The sequence below is a fragment of the Pectobacterium carotovorum genome (genome assembly GCF_900129615.1).
In the GTDB taxonomy this organism is placed as follows: Bacteria; Pseudomonadota; Gammaproteobacteria; order Enterobacterales; family Enterobacteriaceae; genus Pectobacterium; species Pectobacterium carotovorum.
In genome coordinates, this window is sequence record NZ_FQWI01000015.1 from 36,911 (window position 1) to 56,041 (window position 19,131).

Sequence of the window (19,131 nt, forward strand, 5' to 3'; positions counted from 1 at the left end):
TCAGCTCACAGGAACAGAAAGGGAAACGGCGTTGCTGTCAGCCAGCACGCCCGTAATATCAACGGCCAGCTTGCCGTCGAATGTGCTTGTCAGGTTGATGGCCGTCAGCGTGATGCGCGGCTCCCAGCGCAGCAGCGCCATGTAACACGCCGCCATGACCTGCAATTTCACAGCGGGATTTTGTGGCTGGTCGATTAAAGCCGACAGCAGCGAACCATAATCCCGGCGCATCACCCGCGACCCGACGGGCGTGATGAGAATATCGCGCACACTCTGGCGAATGTGTTCAAGGTCGCCGAGCGTCTGACCGCTGTCACGGCTCATGCCGAGGTAACGTGCGGTCATAGTGGTGCACCCGTTATCCCGCCGCTGTCTCCGGGGTGTTTGTGGGTGTGCAATACCTTGCCATTGGACGACAGCGACCCGCCGGAATGTTCTATATTGCCGCGCATTTCCCCGCCTTGTTGTACTTCCAGCGTTCCGGTAATCAGCTTGTTGGTGCAGACCACTTCCGGTGTGTCGAATGTGATGCGCGTGGATGCTCTCACTGTGACCAATGGCACCGTGGCAGTAATGGATTCAGACGCGGAGATATCGGCGGTTTTAATCCCGCTGACGGTCAGCGCTCCGGTTGCGGGTTCGTACTCGATCACCGCACCGTCGGGAAAGCTGATATGTAACGCATCGGCAGACGCCGACGGCGCGGGGTTGTTATCGGAATAGATGCCGGGTAGCACAAAGGCGGTGTCCAGTTCGCCGCCGATGGACAGGATCAGCACCTGCTCATCAATGGACGGTGCCCACCAGTCGCGGGAACGTCCGGCACGGCGGGTTAACCAGTTCAACCAGCCTGTGGTCATTTTGCCTGTTTGTACCCGGCACAGGGCGTCCGCTGTGTTGACGTGGGTCACGACGCCGACACGGATCAGATTGCGCAAGAGGCGCTGGATTTCATTAAGGGTGGCTTGTGTTTTCATGGGGGAAATGTTGCCGCCGGGGGAGAATGGCGGCAATGAATGCTCGTTTTGCTGTGGATTACACAACATTGTCGTATAATCGGACACTCTGGTATTAATTAAGAAGGGATTCCGACATGGCTAATTATGCATACATGACACTTGAAGGCAGAGTACAAGGGTTAATTTCTGAGGGATGTTCTACCGTTGAATCTATTGGTAACCGATATCAGGCGGGCCATATAGACGAGATTATGATATTGGCATTTAACCACAGCATGAGTAATGCGGGTCATGCTGTACATAATCCGCTGACGCTGGTTAAACCCATCGACAAGTCTACTCCGCTAATAGCAATGGCGCTAAACGATCAGGAAAGGATAAAGTGTATTATTGATTTCTATCGAACTAGCCCACATGCTAAACAAGAAAAATTTTTCTCTATTCAGATTAATGACGGACTCATTAGCGACATAAACCTTGTTATGCCTAACGTTATAGATGATGGCGGTGCACTGATTCTGGAGCATGTTTCAATTCAGTACAAAGATATTACGTGGTCACATCACAAATCAGGCACAAGCGGTTATAGCTTGTGGGAAATGTCTAAATTTACCAATTAACAACATTGGGCGCGAAATTAATTGCGCCCGTTTTTATCGACTTTATCCATCACTATTTTCAGTAGATATAATCCCGACAGAGGGTACAGCATATAAAGAAACCTCTCCATCCATGTTTCAAAATGGAAGAAAACGTATAGGCACCCTATAATTAGAATCCCCATAAGCAAACTAAAAAACCAGTCTCTGATAAATGAGAAAATGGCTTTAATCATATTTTTCAACCTCTTTCCCAACCATATCTATTAACTCATTAAAAGCCTTGTCTCCATGTGTACGCCTGACAATAAGCGCATCAGAAAAAGGTTTGACAAACGGCTCAAATAAAAAATACAACAAATCTAAATCGTCACGCCTTAAATCTTGATAAAGTTCTGGGTTTTCTCGTTTTAAATAAAGCGAACGGTACACCGAACGTTCAGCCATTCCACCAAGTAAAAGCGCGTAATAGGATAAAAAAATACCGAATCGGCCTGCGTTTGATATTTTGTGTGCAACTGCCATGATAGCCGTACCCGTAAGCGATTTACCGACGAGTGAACCAGATGATTTATGGTATATCTTGTCTTTTTTTTCTTCCGGCACATGCTTATCAAACAACGATAGCGTTGCCACAATAGCCGCTTTTAGTTTTTCTCTTGAGGCCACGCCTCTTCTCAGTGCTCTAATCATTCGTTCTTTTTCCAGAGAACGAACATATCGTGAGTCCGTATCAATATAACCATATGCCAGATAACCTAAATCACGAAAAACGCCTACAGCCCCGTCTCCCATTCCCATATAAAAATCAGGCGACCTGAGCGCCTTCGCAATTTCTTTGGCGATAGATTCTAAATTCATAAAACATCCTTTTACATTTTCCTGTTACGAGACTATCACACGAAAAGATTGTTGAAAATGCACGCTTGATGCGCAGTAACTCCTACATTGCAAAGCAAGCTAATTGTTTTGAATGTGCTTAATTATTTCATTTTCTATTTTTTCAATTTCCCGATCGCTAAACCCCAGTAGCGGCCTTGCCTCATATTGCACATCGTCACTATTGCGGCTGGGGCGATCACGTAAACCGTAGTGATGCACCCGCGCCATGCGTTGCACCCGCCCGATAAATTCTAGGCTGGCCGCATCGGCGGTGCCTTTGGCTTTCAGATATTTAGCGGTACGCAGTTTCTGGAACATCTGGCTTTTCACCCGGCCTTTTTTTCCCTTAATCGGCTGGGCTTTACGCGGGGCATAGGCTGTGCCATCTGGGGCGGTCTGCGCCTTGATGTGCTGTTGCTGGCTACCGCGCAGGGCTTTCGCTACCGTTCCGGCCAGCTTACGACGGCCAGACGCCGACAGATTGGCGATCAGCGCGGCCAGCTTGTCGTCAAACGGTTTCAGCTCATTCATGCCATGTACTCACTAACTCACCGTGGATGTATAGCGACATCGGGCGTTCTACAGGAACGGGTAACGGCGGCTCCGGCGCGTGGGTCACATGCAATGCCTTGTCTACCTCTTTGACGATCACCCGCTCGGTGAGTTTCAGGCTGATGCTGATATCACAGCTACCGTTATCGTTAATATCCGCGAAATAGGTAAAGCCTTTGCTGTCATGAGTGATATCCGGCTGATTTTCTCGTAACCACGCCTGAATCGGCACCAATAACCAGTCGATATCGTCGGTAAAATCGGTAATAACCAGATTCAGCGTGTACTGGTTTTCAAATGACAGCGACGCGGCCAGCGTGGAGACAACCGCACCACTGTCGATAAAGACGCGCAGCATGTCCGGGTTATTTTTCAGTACCGGCACCGCGTCACTCAGGGCGCGGCGCAGGCTGTTGGGTTTCAGCATCGTGTTGTTCCTGACAGTGTTTGATGGTTTCAACCTGTAGCGCACAGCTCACCAGTGCGCTTTCCAGTTGGCGGTTGTCGGCGCTTAAATCACCGTTGGTTTCCGGGCTGCTGCCCGGTATCGGGCAGCTCTCCACTTTCGGACAGCCAACGTAAATAATCGTCGGGGGTGTCAAAGGTGGGGCGGCGGTGCAGCCGCTTAATATCGTCAGGTAAAGCAGTGCCATACCAACGGCGCAGATCGGCATTTTCATTCAGTAGCCTCGTAATTTTGTTATCGCGGGACGCGGCCAGTTGCCCGGCCTGTGACAGTTTCTTGCGGAGTTCCGCCTGTGCCTGTTCGTTGCGTATCGCGCTGGACTGCAACGCGTCGATCACTCCATCTCTGACCAGCAGTTCAAGCGACTGCTTAACCAGCGTTTCGCTCTGTTCGTTAATCAATTTTTTCGCGTCAGACAGTTGCCGCTTAGTCACGAACAGCAGCACGATAAACAGCGCAGCAACAACAAGGATTACGCGGGTCAATGTGCTCATACCGCCCCCTTAAGGCAGACGGCACGCTCACGCTGGCGACGGGTTTCAATACCGCGTGATACCTCGCCGTTGACATACACCCAGCGCAGCAACTGGTCACAGGCGTTGCGCCACTGGCCTTTGTTGATAAAAAACGCCAGCGTAGAGCGGCACGCCGCACCGACACCGACATTAAACGCAAAGCTCACGATGGCGTCATAGACGGCCTGCGGCATGTTCACGGCCATACAGCGTGCCAGCGCCTTTTCTACCCGTAACACATCGGCAACCAGATTGACCGCTGCTTCACGCTCAGTAATGGTTTTCCCCGGCACCACGCCTGCGGTGTGTCCGATCCCGTTTGTCCACACGTTCGCGCTGCACTGATAGGGGCTTAATCGGCATCCCTCAAGGTCGGCAATCAGCGCCAGCCCCTCCTGTGACGTTTTCAGCAAGGAAAAATCCGGCACTAACGCGGCCAGCGCTAACACCGTGGCGATAACGCAGCGTTTAACGAGTGATTTCATGAATAACCTCGCGGGGATTATCGATGCTCTTCAATAGCTGGTAACTCTTGCGGCGGTAGTACCAGTTAACGCCAACGGTGAACACCACCCCCAGCGCCCCGAAATAGGCCGCGAAATCCTGCGGCGTCATCGCCCCAAAAAATGCCAGCGCGACGCTTATCCAATACGCGATAAACGACGTGACTCTTTCCATATTCAATCCCATAAACTCACCGTTTCTGCGACAGGGGCGCTGGCAATATCCGGCAAGGTTACTGCGGTGCCGTGGGGCAAAATCGCCCCGTATTCAGCCAACCCCGGATTAGCCGCTAACACCGCCTCAACGGCACCCTGCGTGCGTCCGTAGTGGCGATAACACAGGGCGTCCAGCGTGTCGCCCTGCTGTGCGATAACGTTCATCAGATATTCCCGATGATGCAGCGGGGCTTATCCTGCAAGTGGCTGATTGACCAGCGCGCATCGCGCCACAGCTCATCAATCGTGCCGTCGAGCGCATCGGCCTTGCGGTCGCCTTTGGCGCTGGCGTCATAGCTTCGGTAACGCTCGTACAGCGTCGCCGTGGTAATGGCGCTGACCGCACACAGATAGTGGTGCTCTTTTTCGCTCTGGCCGTCGAGCCGCTCGGCGGGAACGGCGTCCAGCGTTTTAAACCCTGCCGCCATCTGTGCCTCGCGGTACTCGTACAGCTCGGCGTTAACCTCAGAAATGGCAGTTTTTGCGGCATGGCGCAGGCGCTCCGGCGTGACGGTGTTCTCAAGGCGCATCAGCGTGCGCAACGTTCCCGGCTCCACATCCGGCCAGAAGAAGGTGTTTTTGATTACGGCATCCTGTTGCGCAGGCACCGGAATAACCACCGCATCCGGGCGTGGCTCCGCTTTCGCGGGAAAAATCATTGTCGTCATGACAACCTCTGAATAGGTGGGCGGTGGACACAGGCTCAGAAAACGGATCACCGTTCCGGCCTGTGTGCCGCCCGGCGCGGGGCGCGTTGGGTTAACGGCTGGCCGCTGCGATGCGCAGCGCCGTTTCCAGCCGCTCTATGTCTTTTTTCACACCGCTTCGGCTATCAAGCTGAAAGGCGCGTTTCAGGTGAAACAGGGCTTGCTCTGGCTTGCCACTACGCAAGATCAGGCCGATGATTTTGTGCAGCTTGGCGCGCACCTGATCGGGCATGTCCTCTGCATCGGTCAGGGTCAGCGTATCGATCAGCAGGTCAATATTGACCGCCTGCCCGGCGGTATGGGCGCGGGTTGCGGCGTCGGCCACCTCTTCGGCTAACAGGTACGGCGTCGGGCGGGTGTACCCCTCTGGCATCACCAGCTTGTGCGCGATGGCATAACGGGCAATCTCCAGCGCGCCGGGGACGTCCCCGGCGTCGAGCTTCCACACCATGACCGTCATCAACACCGCGTCCTGTGCGCCGCGACCTTTGGCGAGGACACCCGCCACCCACGGAGCATAGCTGGGCAACAGCCCGCTTTTCATTTCGGCTTTACGCTCCATTGAGCGCACCTGTTTTAACGTGCGTTTATCAGCCGCAAGCCGGAACAGCATTTGCTCGTACCCGGTGGCCTGTCGCAGCGGATCATTCTCCCGCTGCGACGCCTCAGCAGCCGACACCCGCATCATGTGACGCTGGGCGGGGCTTAGCATGGCTTAAGCTCCGGCGTTATCGGTTGAGGTTTCAGTTCCTGACGTGGCAGGCTCTGCGGCTTTTTCCGCTTCCGGCGGTTTCGGGAACTCACCGAGCTGGATGTTTTCGATCACGCAGCCGCAGCCGTAATCTTCCACGACATAATCCTGTTTAATAGATTCGTAGTTTTCGATACGGTCACGTTTGGCGACTTCTTCAATGTGGCGGCGGTGACTGTCGTCCATGTAGTAGATAGACAGGTTATCCAGACGGGTGATCATCAGGGCATTGGCCGGGAAGTACGGCACGCGCACGGCAGGTAAATTGCCGATACGCTTCTGGCTAATGATGACGTCAGCGGCCAGCATTTCGCTGTTTTCCTGCTGTTTGTTGACCAGGGGGAAATATTTGTCAGACAGCAACTGACGGCCACAAATCACCACCAAATCCGGGTCTTCCTGATGCCATTCGTCGATCATGGTGTTGGTCGCATCCATCACCAGTGCGTCGAGGCTGACATAATCGCCGTTCTCACCGACGCGAATTTTTTCTGAGACCGTACCGTCTTTAGCGGTGTAGGCATTCATCACACGCTTAGGGGATTCGTTGCGGTACTTTTGCAACCAGCCCACCGCCACATCCTGCAACAGCGGATATTTAGCGCGGTCAGAGGTCGCCGCACGCTTCACGCCGTGCCAGCCTGCCATGATGTAATCCAGCGACTGACGTTTGGCGATGGCGTTACGCAAACGCAACTGGAAATCCTGAAAACGCGCCCACAGGTCAAGCGTGTTGTAGCGGATATGGAAATCAAAGTTCATCTGTTCGCACTTGTACTGGCGCGCTTCCAGACTCAGCAAGTCAGCGGTTTCACGCTCGTCGCCGTTTGACGTATCCGTGGTACTGGCTACTGACCCGGACACGCCGAGGCCGATTTTCTCCCCGGTCAGCTCGGAAACAGGCACGATGTTGATACGGGTCAGGAAGTCGGAGGACTCTTGCACCACTTCCATCAGCGACTGCGTGACGGACGGATCAACGCTGAATTTTTTACTCAGCGTTTCGACGTCAACGCCATTCAGAGCGGCAAGCTGGGTCATGTAAGCATTAAATTTAAAGCGGGTTTCTTTACGCATGGTTTTTCCTGTTGGTTCTGAATAAGGGGACTAAGGGCTACGCCCGGTTAGCAGTTGGTCAGCAGCGTGGCTTCACCGTCGCCACCTGTTGCCGCCGGGCGGCGCTTTTGCGACAAGCTCTCTGTGCCGTCCAGCGTGGCTTTGAGGTCGCTTAACTGCTGCTCACTGGCGCTCAGCTTTTGCGTCAGGGCGGCAACGTCCTGCTGCTGACGCTGCTCAAGCTGGGTGAAGCGCTGCTCCACGCTGTCGGCGTTGGTCTGCACCTGTCCGGCCACTTCGGCCACCGCCTCATGCACATCATTAAAACGGGCGTCATCACTGGATTGCTTGCGGCCAAACAGGGCTTTTACGCGGGTTAACAGCGTCGGCTCCACGTCCGGCAGATCTTCAAACTCCAGCGTCACTTCGGTGGCGACAGAAAAGAGGTTTTCCGGGGAGGATTTACGGGTGGCCAGCGGATTTAATTTTGCCTTTGCACTGAATTCCAGCATTTCCGTACCGAGACTGGCCGGATCGTCGGTGACGGCCAGACCGACCAGATAGGCTTTGCCTGTGTTGGCAAAATTGGGCTGGATCTCCATTGAGGTATAAATTTTCTGGCTGGCTTTATTCATTGCCACCAGTTCATCTGTCGGAGTGATTTTGGCGAACAGCGCCAGCTTGCCGCTGATAGCCGAATCGTCATCAATCGTCTCGGCTTTCAGCTCGACCACATCACCGTAGCGACGAAACGGGCTGTCAGGCAGTAAGCCTTTCAGGTGCTCAAGGTTGATGCGGCAACCATAAACACGCGGATCGAACGTCTCCGCCATGTTTTGAATATCGTTCGCGTCAATCACGCGACCATCGCAGGTGTCACCTTCAACACCGACGCGGAAAAACTTAGAAACTTTCTTTGCCATTTTCTCATCCGTTGTTTGCGGGAAGTCGGTGCGAGTATCCGGCGTGACACCTTGCCGTGCCATTAATCACGGTTCGCTAACCGCTGGCACAACAGGCACTTAAGGCGGCGAGGGTCGGCGCTGACGTAGCCTTGCCGTCATGAATACAGCCATCGATACCACCATCATCAGCGACCCACGGCGACAGGCGGCTTTGCTTTACTGGCAGGGCTTTTCGGTGCGTCAGATTGGGGAAATGCTGAACCAGAAAACGCCGACCGTTCAGAGCTGGAAGCAGCGCGACGGCTGGGACGCTATCGCCCCGGTATCGCGTGTTGAAGCCAGTCTGGAAGCGCGGCTGATCCAGCTCATCATGAAGACGAAAAAGGAGGGGCATGACTACAAAGAGATTGACCTGTTAGGCCGTCAGATTGAGCGGCTGGCGCGGGTAAACCGCTACAGCCAGACTGGCAACGAGGCCGATCTCAATCCCAACGTGCGCAACCGCAACAAGGGTGAACGTAAGGCACCAGAAAAGAATATGTTCAGCGAGTCGGCTATCGAGAAGCTGAACGACATTTTCCTGAGTGAAATTTTCGACTACCAGCGCGGCTGGCATCAGGCCGGGCTACAGCACCGTATCCGCAATATCCTGAAATCGCGCCAGATTGGGGCGACGTTCTATTTTGCGCGGGAGGCGCTGATTGATGCGCTGACCACCGGGCGTAATCAGATTTTCCTGTCAGCGAGTAAGGCACAGGCGCACGTCTTTAAAAACTACATCATCGACTTTGCCCGGCTGGTCGATGTTGACCTGAAAGGTGACCCGATGGTGTTGCCGAACGGGGCGCGCCTGTTCTTCCTCGGCACCAACATTCGCACCGCGCAGAGCTACACCGGGAATCTGTATCTGGATGAATATTTCTGGATCCCCAAGTTTCAGGAGCTTCGCAAGGTCGCCAGCGGCATGTCGTTGCACAAAAAATGGCGTTCAACCTATTTTTCCACGCCGTCGAGTCTGGCACACAGCGCCTATCCGTTCTGGTCGGGTGAGCTGTTCAACAAGGGGCGCAGTAACAAGGCCGATCACCTCCATCTGGATTTAAGCCACGCGAATTTGTCCGGCGGTGTGCTGTGCGGTGATGGACAGTGGCGGCAGATTGTGACGGTAGAAGATGCGCTGACCGGGGGCTGTAACCTGTTCGACCTTGACCAACTCACGCTGGAATACAGCCCGGCAGAGTATCAAAACCTGCTGATGTGCGAGTTTGTCGATGATAAAGCGTCCGTGTTCCCGTTCGAGGAATTACAGCGCTGTATGGTCGATGCGCTGGAAGAGTGGGAGGATTTTAACCCCTACGCGCTGCGCCCGTTTGCCTATAAACCTGTCTGGATTGGTTACGACCCGTCACACACAGGCGACAGCGCAGGCTGTGTGGTACTGGCTCCGCCGCAGGCACCGGGCGGTAAGTTCCGCATTCTTGAGCGCTTTCAGTGGAAAGGCATGGATTTTGCCGCACAGGCCGAGGCTATCAAGCTGCTGACAGAAAAATACATCGTCGAATACATCGGTATTGATGCAACGGGCATCGGTCAGGGTGTTTACCAGCTTGTGCGCGGCTTTTTCCCCGCAGCACGCGAAATCAAATACTCACCCGAAATCAAAACCGCGATGGTGCTCAAGGCCAAAGACACGATCACAAGTGGGCGGCTGGAGTACGACACCAGCCACACCGACATCACCCAATCGTTTATGGCCATACGCAAAACCATGACGGCCAGCGGTAACCGCACCACCTATGAAGCCAGCCGCAGTGAAGAAATCAGCCACGCCGATGTGGCATGGGCAACTATGCACGCGCTGTTAAACGAACCCCTGACCGCGATTAACGGTCATGTCCCTGTCAGCATTTTGGATTTTAACGAATGAAAATGACCACATTTACCCCCAGCCAGATAGACGACCTCCACACGTCAATCGAGCGATTCACCTTTCAGCATCAGGCCGTCTGGCAGCGTGTCGGCAAACTAAACGTTGACCGCACGATCACCAAGGCGCGCCAGATTGGCGCGACGGCATTTTTTGCACGCGAAGCGCTGCTCGATGCGCTGACTACCGGACGTAACCAGATTTTTTATGCCCCGACGCCCGCGGGCGCACAACAGGCGCGCTATTACATGCAGGCGGCGGCGTGGCAGGTTGGCGTCAATCTGTCAACGAACCGCGCCGGACAGGTGCTGTTACAAGATGCGGTGATTTCATTTTTAGGGGAGGACAGCCACTGTGCGGCCTACTCAGGCAATGTTTATGTTGATGAATTTCCGTGGTTCAAAAACCCGCGCGCGGCCTTTTTAATCGCCAAATCTATGTCGATGCATAAAAAACACCGCCGGACGTTGTACGGTTCCGCATCAGATAACTATTCCGCGTTCCGGGTCTGGCGTGGCGATTTTTCACGGCGCAGGCATCCACAGCCCGCCCTCTTTATGCCGGGTAGTTCGTTTTGTACCGATGGCGTCTGGCGTCAGTCGCTGACGCTGGAACAGGCAGCAGCGCAGGGCTGCAACCTTCACGATATCGACGAAATCAAGCGGGAATGTACCCCGGAAGAATACCAGCAGCTTTTTGAATGCGACTGGTCACAGGCCATCAACAATAAGGAGCTGGCCGCATGAAAAAGCGCAAATACCGCAAATCACAATCGGCACCCGTCAGCCAGGCACAACCGATAGAGGCATTCACATTTGGTGAACCGTCTGCCGTTCTGGATCGCCGCGACATTCTGGACTATGCCGAGTGTATCCATAATGGCCGATGGATTGAGCCGCCGATCAACTTTAGCGGGTTAGCTAAAAGCCTGCGCGCTGCGGTACACCACAGCTCACCCATCTATGTGAAACGTAACATTCTTGTGAGCACGTTTATCCCGCACCCGCTATTGAGTCAGCAGGATTTCAGCCGCTTTGTGCTGGATTATCTGGTGTTTGGGAATGCGTTTCTGGAAAAGCGCCTGAACCGCACAGGCGGCATCCTGCGCTTAGATTCCAGCCCGGCAAAATACACCCGGCGCGGAGTAGAAGAGGATGTGTACTGGTTCGTGCAGTCATTCAAAGAACCGCACCGCTTTGAACCGGGGAGCGTGTTTCATCTGCTTGAGCCGGATATCAATCAGGAAATGTACGGCCTGCCAGAATATATCAGCTCGTTGAACTCGGCATGGCTGAATGAGTCGGCGACGCTGTTCCGGCGCAAGTATTACCAGAATGGCGCGCACGCGGGTTACATCATGTACGTGACTGACGCAGCACAAAGCGGCACCGACGTAGACAAGTTACGCGCCGCGATGAGTAATACAAAGGGGCTGGGGAATTTTAAGAACCTGTTTTTCTACGCCCCCAACGGCAAACCGGACGGCATCAAGATTGTTCCGCTCAGCGAGGTGGCAACGAAAGATGACTTCTTTAACATTAAGAACGCCAGCCGTGATGACTTGCTCAGCGCCCACCGCGTGCCGCCGCAGATGATGGGGATTATCCCGAATAATACAGGTGGTTTTGGGGATGTGGTAAATGCCAGTCAGGTGTTTGTCAGGAACGAGCTGACGCCGCTACAGGCACGCATGAAAGAGGTTAATAAATGGTTGGGGATGGAGGTGATCGCGTTTAATCCCTACAAACTGACAGAAGAGTAACCCAGCAACCTAGCCGCTTAACCAGCGGCTTTTTTTACACCCGCTCAGACCTCACCAATCGCGCTCTACGCGCACCAGTGCAAAACTAACCTACGGTATGATATCAAGGTAGAACACCTCACAGCGGGGCGCAGCGGCGCGGGATGAATCACGCCTCTACACCCCCTCGCGCGCAATGCTATCCCCGCCACGCCTGCCCGCTTTGTGTGTCGCTTTTCATGCACTCGCACGATCCAGCGCGATCCGCGCCAGCTATGGCGTTAACGGGGATAAATTGGGCTGAGATCATCATGCAAAATCATGCGGGTTATGCATGCATGGCTAAAAGACGGCATCCTCTAATCGTTTTTTCAGGTATTCGACCAGTTCCGACTTGTCACTAATCTCTCGATACTCTCTGGTTTCTATCGTGCCGTTCGCCAAATCCGCAATGATTGACATCGCGGTTTTTAATTCGTCTACATCGCACTGAGCCACTAACGATATGTCGGCGATTAACTGAACCCGCGACAAAACGGCCTGTATGTGTTCCGTGTTTTCCAAGGGGTGCCATTTCCTTATTTTTACTGTATGCACATACAGTATTTTACATATTGAAATTTTCGTCAATCACTTAGTGTGCTACAGGTGACTGATTGGTTATGTGTTCATCGCTAGCAAATCGGCGTGACATGTCACTAGAACATTTCACGCCGAGGCATTCACAGAATTAACTTTAAATCATGCCAGCCTTGCGTGTTCCAGCACTCAGACGCACCAGACAGGCAGCACTCAGAAACGGGTAACTTCTCCGAGCATTTCTGGCATTTACGCTGACTTAACTCCGATATTTTTTGCTGTAGGGCAGCGGCATCCTGACGAATTAACGTGGTCAGGTACTCGTCGATATCATATGGATCGCGCCCCGGACGACGCAGGGCGCAGTTGCGCTTAAGCATTTCCAGCTCTTGCGCATCAACATGTATCTCGACTTTCACCACGCCAGCATCACGCTGGCGTGCGCGCTGGGCGGCTTTGCGTTCGGAGGGGGATTTAGGCATTATTTCACCATCATCTGCGGCGGCAATGGTTGTGCGAATAGCGCACGCTGTTTACAACCCGGCCTGACCTCTGATTTTTTTAGCGTTTTCCAATGACCCGTTTTTTCGTTACACCATTCGATCGCTACAAATTCTTGTTTCCCCAACTCCGCCAGTTGCAATTCCAATTTTTTAGCGTAGGCGCTAATCCCTTTTGCCGTCCAACCTCCGGCGATAGCTTCAGGTGGTAATCCATCCAGAACGGCGCGGAGGGATAAAATTTCTTTCGCCATTTCTTCGATAATCTCACTATCGCAGACATCATTCAGATTACGTTCATGTTCCGAATCAAACGGATTATATGTAGCCTTTCCCGCCAATTCTCCAATTTCTTCCAATTGTTCGTTAGTTAACATCGTTAAATCTCCATCTGATTACTAAACCCCGGCCACTCATCAGCCGCCGGGTATGAAATAAGTTCGCCGTCTATCTTCATTTTTGCCCCACGCGCCAGCGCTTCCAGCTCCCAGCGTTGAGCTGTGATACCTCGCTGGGATAAATCACGCTGAATACGGGGTATCCGCTCCCGTTCTTCGCCCGTTAATCTGGCTGACGGTGACGGATCGCGGAGGGTATTGGGGTCAAAATCTCGCTGCTTGTGATTCTTCTTGACGGATTGCTCACGCAGACGCATTCCTAGCGCCCTCACAGCCGCGTCGTCACTCCAGTCAATCGGTGGGTTATCGGTTTCTGATGTCGTCGCTATACCGCTGTTTTTGGCCTGCGTTTTGACATTTGCGCCCGACCGTTGAGAACCCAACCCACAGTTATTGACAGGACTCCGAGGCGCGCCGGGGGCGCTTTTTAAAGTCAAAGGCTCAAGGTCAACGGCTTTAGAAACAATGCGCCACTCGGTTGTCCGGGTTTCAAAAACATGACTGGCACCCAAATGCGGGGCGAAAATCCCGATAACCTTTTGCACCTCTTCGTCATACTCGTTGAGCGTGTCCGATACCCGGCGCGCAACACGCACCGTTTGCAATTCGCGGGAAACATTCGCGCCACCCTGTGCGGCCATGTATGCGGCAAAGTCGCCAGCATCGGCGGCACAACGAACGGCTTCGACTTGTTCATCGAACTGGTCAGTGAGATTGACGGTACGCAATGGGCTACTGCGGCATTCACGGTAAGCGCCCATCGTGGGGATACCGATAGGCTTAAATTGGGGGATACGCCACGTTGACGCCCACGCGGTGACAGCAGCGGCCATATCACGCAGCGGCTTTCCGGTTTCGTCGTCCAGTTGGCCGTCGAGCGCGTACCCATCAATATTTTTTGCGATGTACTTAGCGATATAGCCAGCCGCGCCGCCTTTATTGAGGTGTTTACATTCAAAGCGGTACTTAGCCGCGCCGCGTTCGGCGCCGTCTTCTTTCAGGGCGTAGCGGCGCATAATATCGATGGCTGATTGGCGATGTGCGCGCTTGCAAAACAGCATCATGTGCCAGTGTGGCGTCCCGTCGTGATGCGGTTCGACAACGCGCATCCCGTAAACTTTCAGGCCTGCGTCTTTAAATGCCGTGCGCATTTTGCTCCAAATTTTGACCAGATATCGCTGGCCGTCTTTCGGCGTAAACGCTTCGTTGTCCCAGCTCCGGTTAAACTGGACTGTCTCGTTTTCGCCCTTGCCGATCACGCGGGTCGGGTGATATTTCGACGGGGTAGTGATAGTGATAAACATCCCTACGTCTCGCTGTTCGCTAGCGTAACGCTCAATCCCGGCGATAGTGCTCATCAGCTCCATACGGCGGATTTCCGGGTTAGAAATACTCGCCATCACCTTGTCGATCAGGTCGATACGCTCACCTGTTGCGACGTTCTCCAGCTCGCAGTTTTTCAGGTAATCCATGTTAGCGAGGCGACGCGCCTGTACATCGCGGATCGCCATTTTGCTGGCATACGGTGACGCCTTTTTACTGACCTGACCGACGGCAATCATCAGCGCTTCACGCCAGCGGGTGCGCTGGGCTTTAAGCTGGCGAGTCCACCATTCCTCATTAATCAGGCGGGACACGCTGGCTATTGCCTTGCGTATATCTAGCGTGCCTTTGCGGTAGTTCTTCCAGAAAAGTGGGGTGATATTGAACGCACGCGCCATGCTGGCAACATGGCCGAAAAGCTCGGCCTGTGCCGCATCGGTAAAGAGCGCATCAGGCTGGTCGCCGTGTTGCGCTTTCATGGCATCGCTCAATTCTTCATACGCCGAAAATATCTGGCCGGAAATACGCGCAGCCAGACGCCCCAGCGCCTTGTCATTCATGCCGGGCAGTGTTTGATAGGCGTCAGATTCAGACAGGAAACGCTCGGAGGCGTGGCGGTTCATGGCATGCCGGACATTGATCGCCTCAATACGCGGCCACATGCGCTGCATAAAGCTGTTAGTCAGAAAACGATTAGCGCTCAGCATCCCTTTATTTTTTTTCAGGTATGCGTAACGGTTCAGGCAGATTTCGCGCAGGAAGTGCGGTTGCTGGTTAATTTTCGATAAAACGGCTTGCCCCTGAGTCCATTCCTCACGGGTAAGCTGTCTTTCTTCCGGTACGATGGCCGAGCGGGGGGCGTTCCACGAATGCGCACCCACGAACGCATCGCGGGTGCTGCCGGGGAAAGGTGGCGGAGGTGTGGGAGCGGAGCGCCCCCGGTGGGTAACGGTCATTCACAAATACCAGCGTAAACGCTGCTGCACACGGCCTTGTCATTCATGCCAGCAAACAGATCAAACTGGTTGCCGCCGCGAGTGGTCAACGCCCAGTCTCTATAGGTTTCAATACCGTGGGATTCAAGGCTGATGAACTCAATACGGCGTTCGGCCTTACGTGGGTCTTGAGTTGAAGTAAAGAACGTGCTGTTACCACGGCGAGAACAAGCTGCGACCAGCCGTTCCCATTCAGCTACACGCGCCACTTCTTCCGGCCAGCGGCTGAATATTTCCGCTAACTCAGATTTTCTCGCATGGATGCATGGCATACAGCCTACGCGGCTGCATCCCTGCTGATAGAGTGGATTCGGTTTAATACCGTGGCGACGTGCCAGTGCAAACACATCGGCATGAGTCCATGTCAGTATCGGGCGGTAAACATGTAATCCCGGCGTGCGGTCGGCGTCTTCTTCCCATTCTGGCAACAAGGCACGGTCGGGAGACTCTTCCGCCCGTACGCCCTGCCAACTGATAACCTCGTCATATTCAGCCAAGAGCGGCGTGACGATCTGGTCACGGATAGGCGCGTGCTTTAGCTCAAAAGTACAAAACCGTACTTTGGTGGAAGGAAAACGGCCTTTCCACATACACAAATCCAGAAAAGGAATGCCAGTAGGATGGAGAACATCAAGCGCACTGGCAACCGTTGCGGCGGCCTGTGCATCAGTCATACCGCATTCAGTTACCAGCGTGACAGGCCAGCGCTCAGCAATAAACTTGCGCTTTCCTGCTATACGGTCATCAAACGACGCCTTAACCCTGCGAATTGCCCCCAGTTTGGATTCCAGATAATCCAGATATTCCATTGTTTGCGGGTGTTCATGGCCTGTGTCAGCAAAGGCTCGTATGGTTGGTACGCCTGCCTCAATAGCTAATAGCCATTGTGCCAGCGAATCTTTACCGCCAGAGACTGAATTAATGTTGATGGCATCGGCAGAAAAGCAACGTGTATCGATGACGGTATTCATAACCCACCCCGATAATGCTTACCTTTAAGTTCGTGAATGCCCTGACAGGTCGCGCAGCGGGTCACGCCGTCGATTGCAGCGCGGCGCGCTTCGGGTATCGGCTGATCGCAGTCTTCACACTCGAACGCAGAAACGCCGCGTTGGGCGTTCCGGGCGCTGGCGATCTGATGGTCTAACATTTCCTGTTGGCGCTGCTGCACCATGTCCATAGCATCCGGCATTACTCTTGCCCCTTATCGTTATTGAGCTGGTCAAAGGCTGACTGGCACAGTGCCGCAAAGCGTTTGCTTTCAGTCAGTAGCTTCTTTGCATCGGTGACGTTTCCGCGCCAAATCTCGGTGGCGATAGCACGATGCACAAAATCGTTAATCAGGCTGACGGGATTCTGATAAACAGCCAGCGTGGATAAATAAGGCTGGTCGCCGTCTTCTTTCCCGCATTTAATTTCGCCCAGCGCAAAGTCATAGCCGACTTTCGCTATTGCATAATTGCCGTTGATATCGACGCGGTTGTAAGCTGGGTTTTCCATTACATCACCGCCTTGATATCTGACCCGGAATGATTAAAGGCGTCGGATTCCTGACGTAATAATTCGATGATTTCAACACTGCTTAATTCATTAATAGCGGCGTGAGTCGCCAACTTATCCAGACGAGAAGAAAAAGACGTGTGCGCATCGGCTTTCGCCTCGGTGCGCGCCTGATTGAGCATTAACTGAATGCCTTCGCTTTCAGCCTTGCGGTGCATCGCCTGACCGACTGTTTTATACATGTGCATATAATCCTCAGATAAAGAGAGTCCCGGCGCGGTTAAGCGCCTAATTAATTTCAGGTGGTTATTTAATTCAGATATTCTTCGGGTTTAATTGCCGTCAGGATATCGGGGGCGGCTTCAAACAAGCTGAATAGCTCATTTAAGGCATGTGATATTTTATCTCGCCACGGACATGAAACATCATCAATCCGCCAGTAAGGCTGATTAAATTCATTTTCACTTAATCCCGCATGAAAAAATAACGTCCGTCTTTCACCGACGCTTAACCAACTTAAAAATGTCGAGGTTTTTTCACGACGTTTGCGGCTCAGCGAGAACATGCGGCGCAGCTCGTCAATCGCACAGACAATCTGCTCACGCTCTGCGGCTGGCATTTCCTCCAGACGGTAAACTGTCTGGCTTTTTTTCATCTGCGCATGAAAGCAGATAGTTAAACGGTCGCGCTCATGCAGCCCGTTGTAATAGGCGCAGGTTTCACGCCAGCGACTATCAGCAAAGTGCTTGCCGATCACATTACGCAGCCCGGCGGGTAAATTCTGCATACTGCTGACGGTAAAGGCTGTCATGCTTTCCCCCGTAACACTGACTTGATAGAGCGGATAACCCGCTGGCTAACACTCTCTCGACGGGTACGAATGATGATCCCCTGACGGCCTTTGCCGTGGGTGATCGTAAAATCTGGCTTTGTCTCCGTCTGGTGCCACCAGAGGAACGGCGTTATTGATATTGGTGCTTGCATGGTTTCCCCTCCTATTGGTAACCGCCCACGGATAGACGGTTGCGAATAGGTGCCGGGTTTTAGCCATGCCCGGCGCATGGTTCTGTGGTAGGATTAGTTCGCCAAAAACAACCAACCACAAGGAAATTGGTTATGAATACAGATGAAAAAACGTTATTCCTTTTCAGCAAAACACTGGACATTATAAAAATGATTCGTGGTGACAGCATTTCTCTTGGTAATATTCAGAATGACTTCGATAAACACTATGAGTGGCTCGAAGCTAAGCTTGATGAAAAATTACAAGCTTCTGAATGGGAATAGAGTAAGGGGCTTATGCCCCTTACTTACAAGATATCTATCCCTAATTTTTCCAGAACCACATCAATACACAAATTAATTCGGACTGAGTTATTGCCATTTAATAAAATCGTGGTTTCTTCATTTTGATAGTTGAATGCGTGAACACATTTAACTTCACTAGCATCAATGATTACTTTTTTTTCATTGTCTACTAATACAATAAAACTTTTCATAACTTCCTTATTTTCACCCAATATTCAACGACGCACTAATACCGCTCAGTGCATCTACGGTTGACGCTAACGCGGGGTTAGCCTGAATACGCGCCTGCAACGTTAAGCCGACCAGCGACAAATAACGCACACCCGCGTTGATACTCTCGATCACGTTATGACGACGCGCTGGCGTCATACGCTCATCCGATACGCTTTCAGCAGCAACCGCGCCCACTGCGGCGGTGGCCTGCAATACATACGTGGTTAGCCGTTCTGCCTTTGCCTCATTCACTGGCACGGCTGGCAGGCAATTAAGTTGCGCCAAAAGCCCATCGATCAGCGTGGCGTCTTCGGTTACATCGGTGAGGGTCATCAGCTCGTCACACGTCATCTTGTGCGGCTGGTCTGGATTCAGTTTGTTACGCAGGGTCTGATGATTCATGCCTACCTGTCCGGCCAACTGCGCCAGATTGTGCTTTAACGCGAACGCCTGACAGGCGCGGTCAAAGTGTGGGTGTATGGAAATCTGATAATCAAACATGCCGAAATTCCCTTTAGTTTGAATAATCGAATTGT

The 19,131-nt window shown here is 53.0% G+C and carries 31 protein-coding genes; 5 read left to right on the plus strand and 26 right to left on the minus strand.

Going from position 1 to position 19,131, the window contains the following annotated elements; translation table 11 throughout:
- Together BUB06_RS20645 and BUB06_RS20650 are read right to left on the minus strand one after the other, a co-directional pair.
- Nucleotides 1–345 carry a GPW/gp25 family protein gene (locus BUB06_RS20645; protein WP_039475889.1) on the minus strand — a complete coding sequence of 115 codons (345 nt, stop codon included), beginning with the start codon at nt 343–345 and terminating at the stop codon, nt 1–3.
- A complete protein-coding gene (locus tag BUB06_RS20650; protein ID WP_039475892.1) occupies nt 342–977 on the minus strand; it encodes a phage baseplate assembly protein V in 636 nt (211 codons plus the stop codon). Before BUB06_RS20650 ends, BUB06_RS20645 begins: the two co-directional genes overlap by 4 nt.
- Nucleotides 978–1,093: 116 nt before the next feature.
- On the opposite strand from BUB06_RS20650, the gene BUB06_RS20655 reads away from it, so the two are divergent.
- On the plus strand, nt 1,094–1,579 hold the full coding sequence (locus tag BUB06_RS20655; RefSeq protein ID WP_039475895.1) for an Hcp family type VI secretion system effector: 486 nt from the start codon (nt 1,094–1,096) through the stop codon (nt 1,577–1,579).
- Nucleotides 1,580–1,786: 207 nt separating this feature from the next.
- Here BUB06_RS20655 and BUB06_RS20665 read toward each other — a convergent pair whose 3' ends face one another.
- The 12 genes from BUB06_RS20665 to BUB06_RS20715 form a co-directional block, all read right to left on the minus strand.
- A complete protein-coding gene (locus tag BUB06_RS20665; RefSeq protein ID WP_039475900.1) occupies nt 1,787–2,419 on the minus strand; it encodes a hypothetical protein in 633 nt (210 codons plus the stop codon).
- 99 nt (nt 2,420–2,518) lie between these two features.
- A complete protein-coding gene (locus BUB06_RS20670; RefSeq protein ID WP_039475903.1) occupies nt 2,519–2,971 on the minus strand; it encodes a phage virion morphogenesis protein in 453 nt (150 codons plus the stop codon).
- On the minus strand, nt 2,964–3,419 hold the full coding sequence (locus BUB06_RS20675; RefSeq protein ID WP_039475906.1) for a phage tail protein: 456 nt from the start codon (nt 3,417–3,419) through the stop codon (nt 2,964–2,966). Before BUB06_RS20675 ends, BUB06_RS20670 begins: the two co-directional genes overlap by 8 nt.
- On the minus strand, nt 3,382–3,624 hold the full coding sequence (gene lysC, locus BUB06_RS22215) for an Rz1-like lysis system protein LysC (RefSeq protein ID WP_236689880.1): 243 nt from the start codon (nt 3,622–3,624) through the stop codon (nt 3,382–3,384). Before lysC ends, BUB06_RS20675 begins: the two co-directional genes overlap by 38 nt.
- Nucleotides 3,509–3,952 carry an Rz-like lysis system protein LysB gene (lysB, locus tag BUB06_RS22345; protein WP_039475909.1) on the minus strand — a complete coding sequence of 148 codons (444 nt, stop codon included), beginning with the start codon at nt 3,950–3,952 and terminating at the stop codon, nt 3,509–3,511. Before lysB ends, lysC begins: the two co-directional genes overlap by 116 nt.
- Complete coding sequence (locus tag BUB06_RS20685) at nt 3,949–4,458, minus strand: lysozyme (RefSeq protein WP_039475911.1); 510 nt, start codon at nt 4,456–4,458, stop codon at nt 3,949–3,951. Before BUB06_RS20685 ends, lysB begins: the two co-directional genes overlap by 4 nt.
- A complete protein-coding gene (locus BUB06_RS20690) occupies nt 4,442–4,663 on the minus strand; it encodes an HP1 family phage holin (protein WP_039475914.1) in 222 nt (73 codons plus the stop codon). Before BUB06_RS20690 ends, BUB06_RS20685 begins: the two co-directional genes overlap by 17 nt.
- A complete protein-coding gene (locus BUB06_RS20695; RefSeq protein WP_039475917.1) occupies nt 4,654–4,857 on the minus strand; it encodes a tail protein X in 204 nt (67 codons plus the stop codon). Before BUB06_RS20695 ends, BUB06_RS20690 begins: the two co-directional genes overlap by 10 nt.
- The gene (locus BUB06_RS20700; RefSeq protein WP_039475919.1) at nt 4,857–5,360 is read right to left on the minus strand and encodes a head completion/stabilization protein; all 504 of its coding nucleotides are present in this window, start codon (nt 5,358–5,360) and stop codon (nt 4,857–4,859) included. The genes BUB06_RS20695 and BUB06_RS20700 overlap by 1 nt, the downstream gene beginning before the upstream one ends.
- 91 nt (nt 5,361–5,451) lie before the next feature.
- The gene (locus BUB06_RS20705) at nt 5,452–6,111 is read right to left on the minus strand and encodes a phage terminase small subunit (protein ID WP_039475921.1); all 660 of its coding nucleotides are present in this window, start codon (nt 6,109–6,111) and stop codon (nt 5,452–5,454) included.
- Between the two features lie 3 nt (nt 6,112–6,114).
- Complete coding sequence (locus BUB06_RS20710; RefSeq protein WP_039475924.1) at nt 6,115–7,227, minus strand: phage major capsid protein, P2 family; 1,113 nt, start codon at nt 7,225–7,227, stop codon at nt 6,115–6,117.
- A 47-nt stretch (nt 7,228–7,274) separates the two neighbouring features.
- On the minus strand, nt 7,275–8,129 hold the full coding sequence (locus BUB06_RS20715; protein ID WP_039475927.1) for a GPO family capsid scaffolding protein: 855 nt from the start codon (nt 8,127–8,129) through the stop codon (nt 7,275–7,277).
- Between the two features lie 139 nt (nt 8,130–8,268).
- Here BUB06_RS20715 and BUB06_RS20720 point away from each other — a divergent pair, with 139 nt between their 5' ends.
- Genes BUB06_RS20720 through BUB06_RS20730 form a run of 3 tightly spaced genes read left to right on the plus strand, consistent with a single transcriptional unit; the run spans nt 8,269 to nt 11,800 of the window.
- On the plus strand, nt 8,269–10,038 hold the full coding sequence (locus BUB06_RS20720) for a terminase ATPase subunit family protein (RefSeq protein WP_039475930.1): 1,770 nt from the start codon (nt 8,269–8,271) through the stop codon (nt 10,036–10,038).
- A gap of 2 nt (nt 10,039–10,040) precedes the next feature.
- On the plus strand, nt 10,041–10,784 hold the full coding sequence (locus tag BUB06_RS20725; RefSeq protein ID WP_236689879.1) for a terminase large subunit domain-containing protein: 744 nt from the start codon (nt 10,041–10,043) through the stop codon (nt 10,782–10,784).
- On the plus strand, nt 10,781–11,800 hold the full coding sequence (locus BUB06_RS20730) for a phage portal protein (RefSeq protein WP_039475934.1): 1,020 nt from the start codon (nt 10,781–10,783) through the stop codon (nt 11,798–11,800). The genes BUB06_RS20725 and BUB06_RS20730 overlap by 4 nt, the downstream gene beginning before the upstream one ends.
- Nucleotides 11,801–12,121: 321 nt before the next feature.
- On the opposite strand, the gene BUB06_RS20735 is transcribed toward BUB06_RS20730, so the two are convergent.
- The 10 genes from BUB06_RS20735 to BUB06_RS22180 all read right to left on the minus strand — a co-directional run bounded on the left by BUB06_RS20735 (nt 12,122) and on the right by BUB06_RS22180 (nt 18,058).
- On the minus strand, nt 12,122–12,343 hold the full coding sequence (locus BUB06_RS20735) for a 3-isopropylmalate dehydratase small subunit (RefSeq protein WP_005967841.1): 222 nt from the start codon (nt 12,341–12,343) through the stop codon (nt 12,122–12,124).
- Between the two features lie 158 nt (nt 12,344–12,501).
- Nucleotides 12,502–12,840, minus strand: coding sequence for a hypothetical protein (locus BUB06_RS20740; protein ID WP_039475936.1), 339 nt, complete (start codon nt 12,838–12,840; stop codon nt 12,502–12,504).
- Complete coding sequence (locus BUB06_RS20745) at nt 12,840–13,235, minus strand: hypothetical protein (RefSeq protein ID WP_039475938.1); 396 nt, start codon at nt 13,233–13,235, stop codon at nt 12,840–12,842. Before BUB06_RS20745 ends, BUB06_RS20740 begins: the two co-directional genes overlap by 1 nt.
- Nucleotides 13,236–13,237: 2 nt before the next feature.
- Nucleotides 13,238–15,535 carry a replication endonuclease gene (locus BUB06_RS20750; RefSeq protein ID WP_039475942.1) on the minus strand — a complete coding sequence of 766 codons (2,298 nt, stop codon included), beginning with the start codon at nt 15,533–15,535 and terminating at the stop codon, nt 13,238–13,240.
- Nucleotides 15,532–16,545 (minus strand): phosphoadenosine phosphosulfate reductase domain-containing protein, encoded by a 1,014-nt coding sequence (locus BUB06_RS20755; RefSeq protein ID WP_039475945.1) that lies wholly within the window; start codon nt 16,543–16,545, stop codon nt 15,532–15,534. Before BUB06_RS20755 ends, BUB06_RS20750 begins: the two co-directional genes overlap by 4 nt.
- On the minus strand, nt 16,542–16,766 hold the full coding sequence (locus tag BUB06_RS20760) for a TraR/DksA family transcriptional regulator (protein ID WP_005967851.1): 225 nt from the start codon (nt 16,764–16,766) through the stop codon (nt 16,542–16,544). Before BUB06_RS20760 ends, BUB06_RS20755 begins: the two co-directional genes overlap by 4 nt.
- Entirely contained in the window at nt 16,766–17,074 is a 309-nt protein-coding gene (locus BUB06_RS20765; RefSeq protein ID WP_039475947.1) for a DUF5405 family protein, read from the minus strand. The genes BUB06_RS20760 and BUB06_RS20765 overlap by 1 nt, the downstream gene beginning before the upstream one ends.
- Nucleotides 17,074–17,322 carry a DUF2732 family protein gene (locus BUB06_RS20770; RefSeq protein WP_039276819.1) on the minus strand — a complete coding sequence of 83 codons (249 nt, stop codon included), beginning with the start codon at nt 17,320–17,322 and terminating at the stop codon, nt 17,074–17,076. The genes BUB06_RS20765 and BUB06_RS20770 overlap by 1 nt, the downstream gene beginning before the upstream one ends.
- A gap of 62 nt (nt 17,323–17,384) precedes the next feature.
- Nucleotides 17,385–17,885 (minus strand): hypothetical protein, encoded by a 501-nt coding sequence (locus tag BUB06_RS20775; protein ID WP_039475952.1) that lies wholly within the window; start codon nt 17,883–17,885, stop codon nt 17,385–17,387.
- Nucleotides 17,882–18,058: a hypothetical protein gene (locus BUB06_RS22180; protein ID WP_169743510.1), complete on the minus strand. Its 177-nt coding sequence runs from the start codon at nt 18,056–18,058 to the stop codon at nt 17,882–17,884. The genes BUB06_RS20775 and BUB06_RS22180 overlap by 4 nt, the downstream gene beginning before the upstream one ends.
- Before the next feature lie 132 nt (nt 18,059–18,190).
- On the opposite strand from BUB06_RS22180, the gene BUB06_RS22185 reads away from it, so the two are divergent.
- Nucleotides 18,191–18,361: a hypothetical protein gene (locus BUB06_RS22185; protein ID WP_153266401.1), complete on the plus strand. Its 171-nt coding sequence runs from the start codon at nt 18,191–18,193 to the stop codon at nt 18,359–18,361.
- A gap of 23 nt (nt 18,362–18,384) precedes the next feature.
- Here the strand turns inward: BUB06_RS22185 and BUB06_RS20780 are convergent, their stop codons facing one another.
- Both BUB06_RS20780 and BUB06_RS20785 read right to left on the minus strand, forming a co-directional pair.
- Nucleotides 18,385–18,573 (minus strand): hypothetical protein, encoded by a 189-nt coding sequence (locus BUB06_RS20780; RefSeq protein WP_039475954.1) that lies wholly within the window; start codon nt 18,571–18,573, stop codon nt 18,385–18,387.
- A gap of 13 nt (nt 18,574–18,586) precedes the next feature.
- Nucleotides 18,587–19,096, minus strand: coding sequence for a phage regulatory CII family protein (locus BUB06_RS20785; protein ID WP_039475957.1), 510 nt, complete (start codon nt 19,094–19,096; stop codon nt 18,587–18,589).
- Between the last annotated feature and the right edge of the window lie 35 nt (nt 19,097–19,131).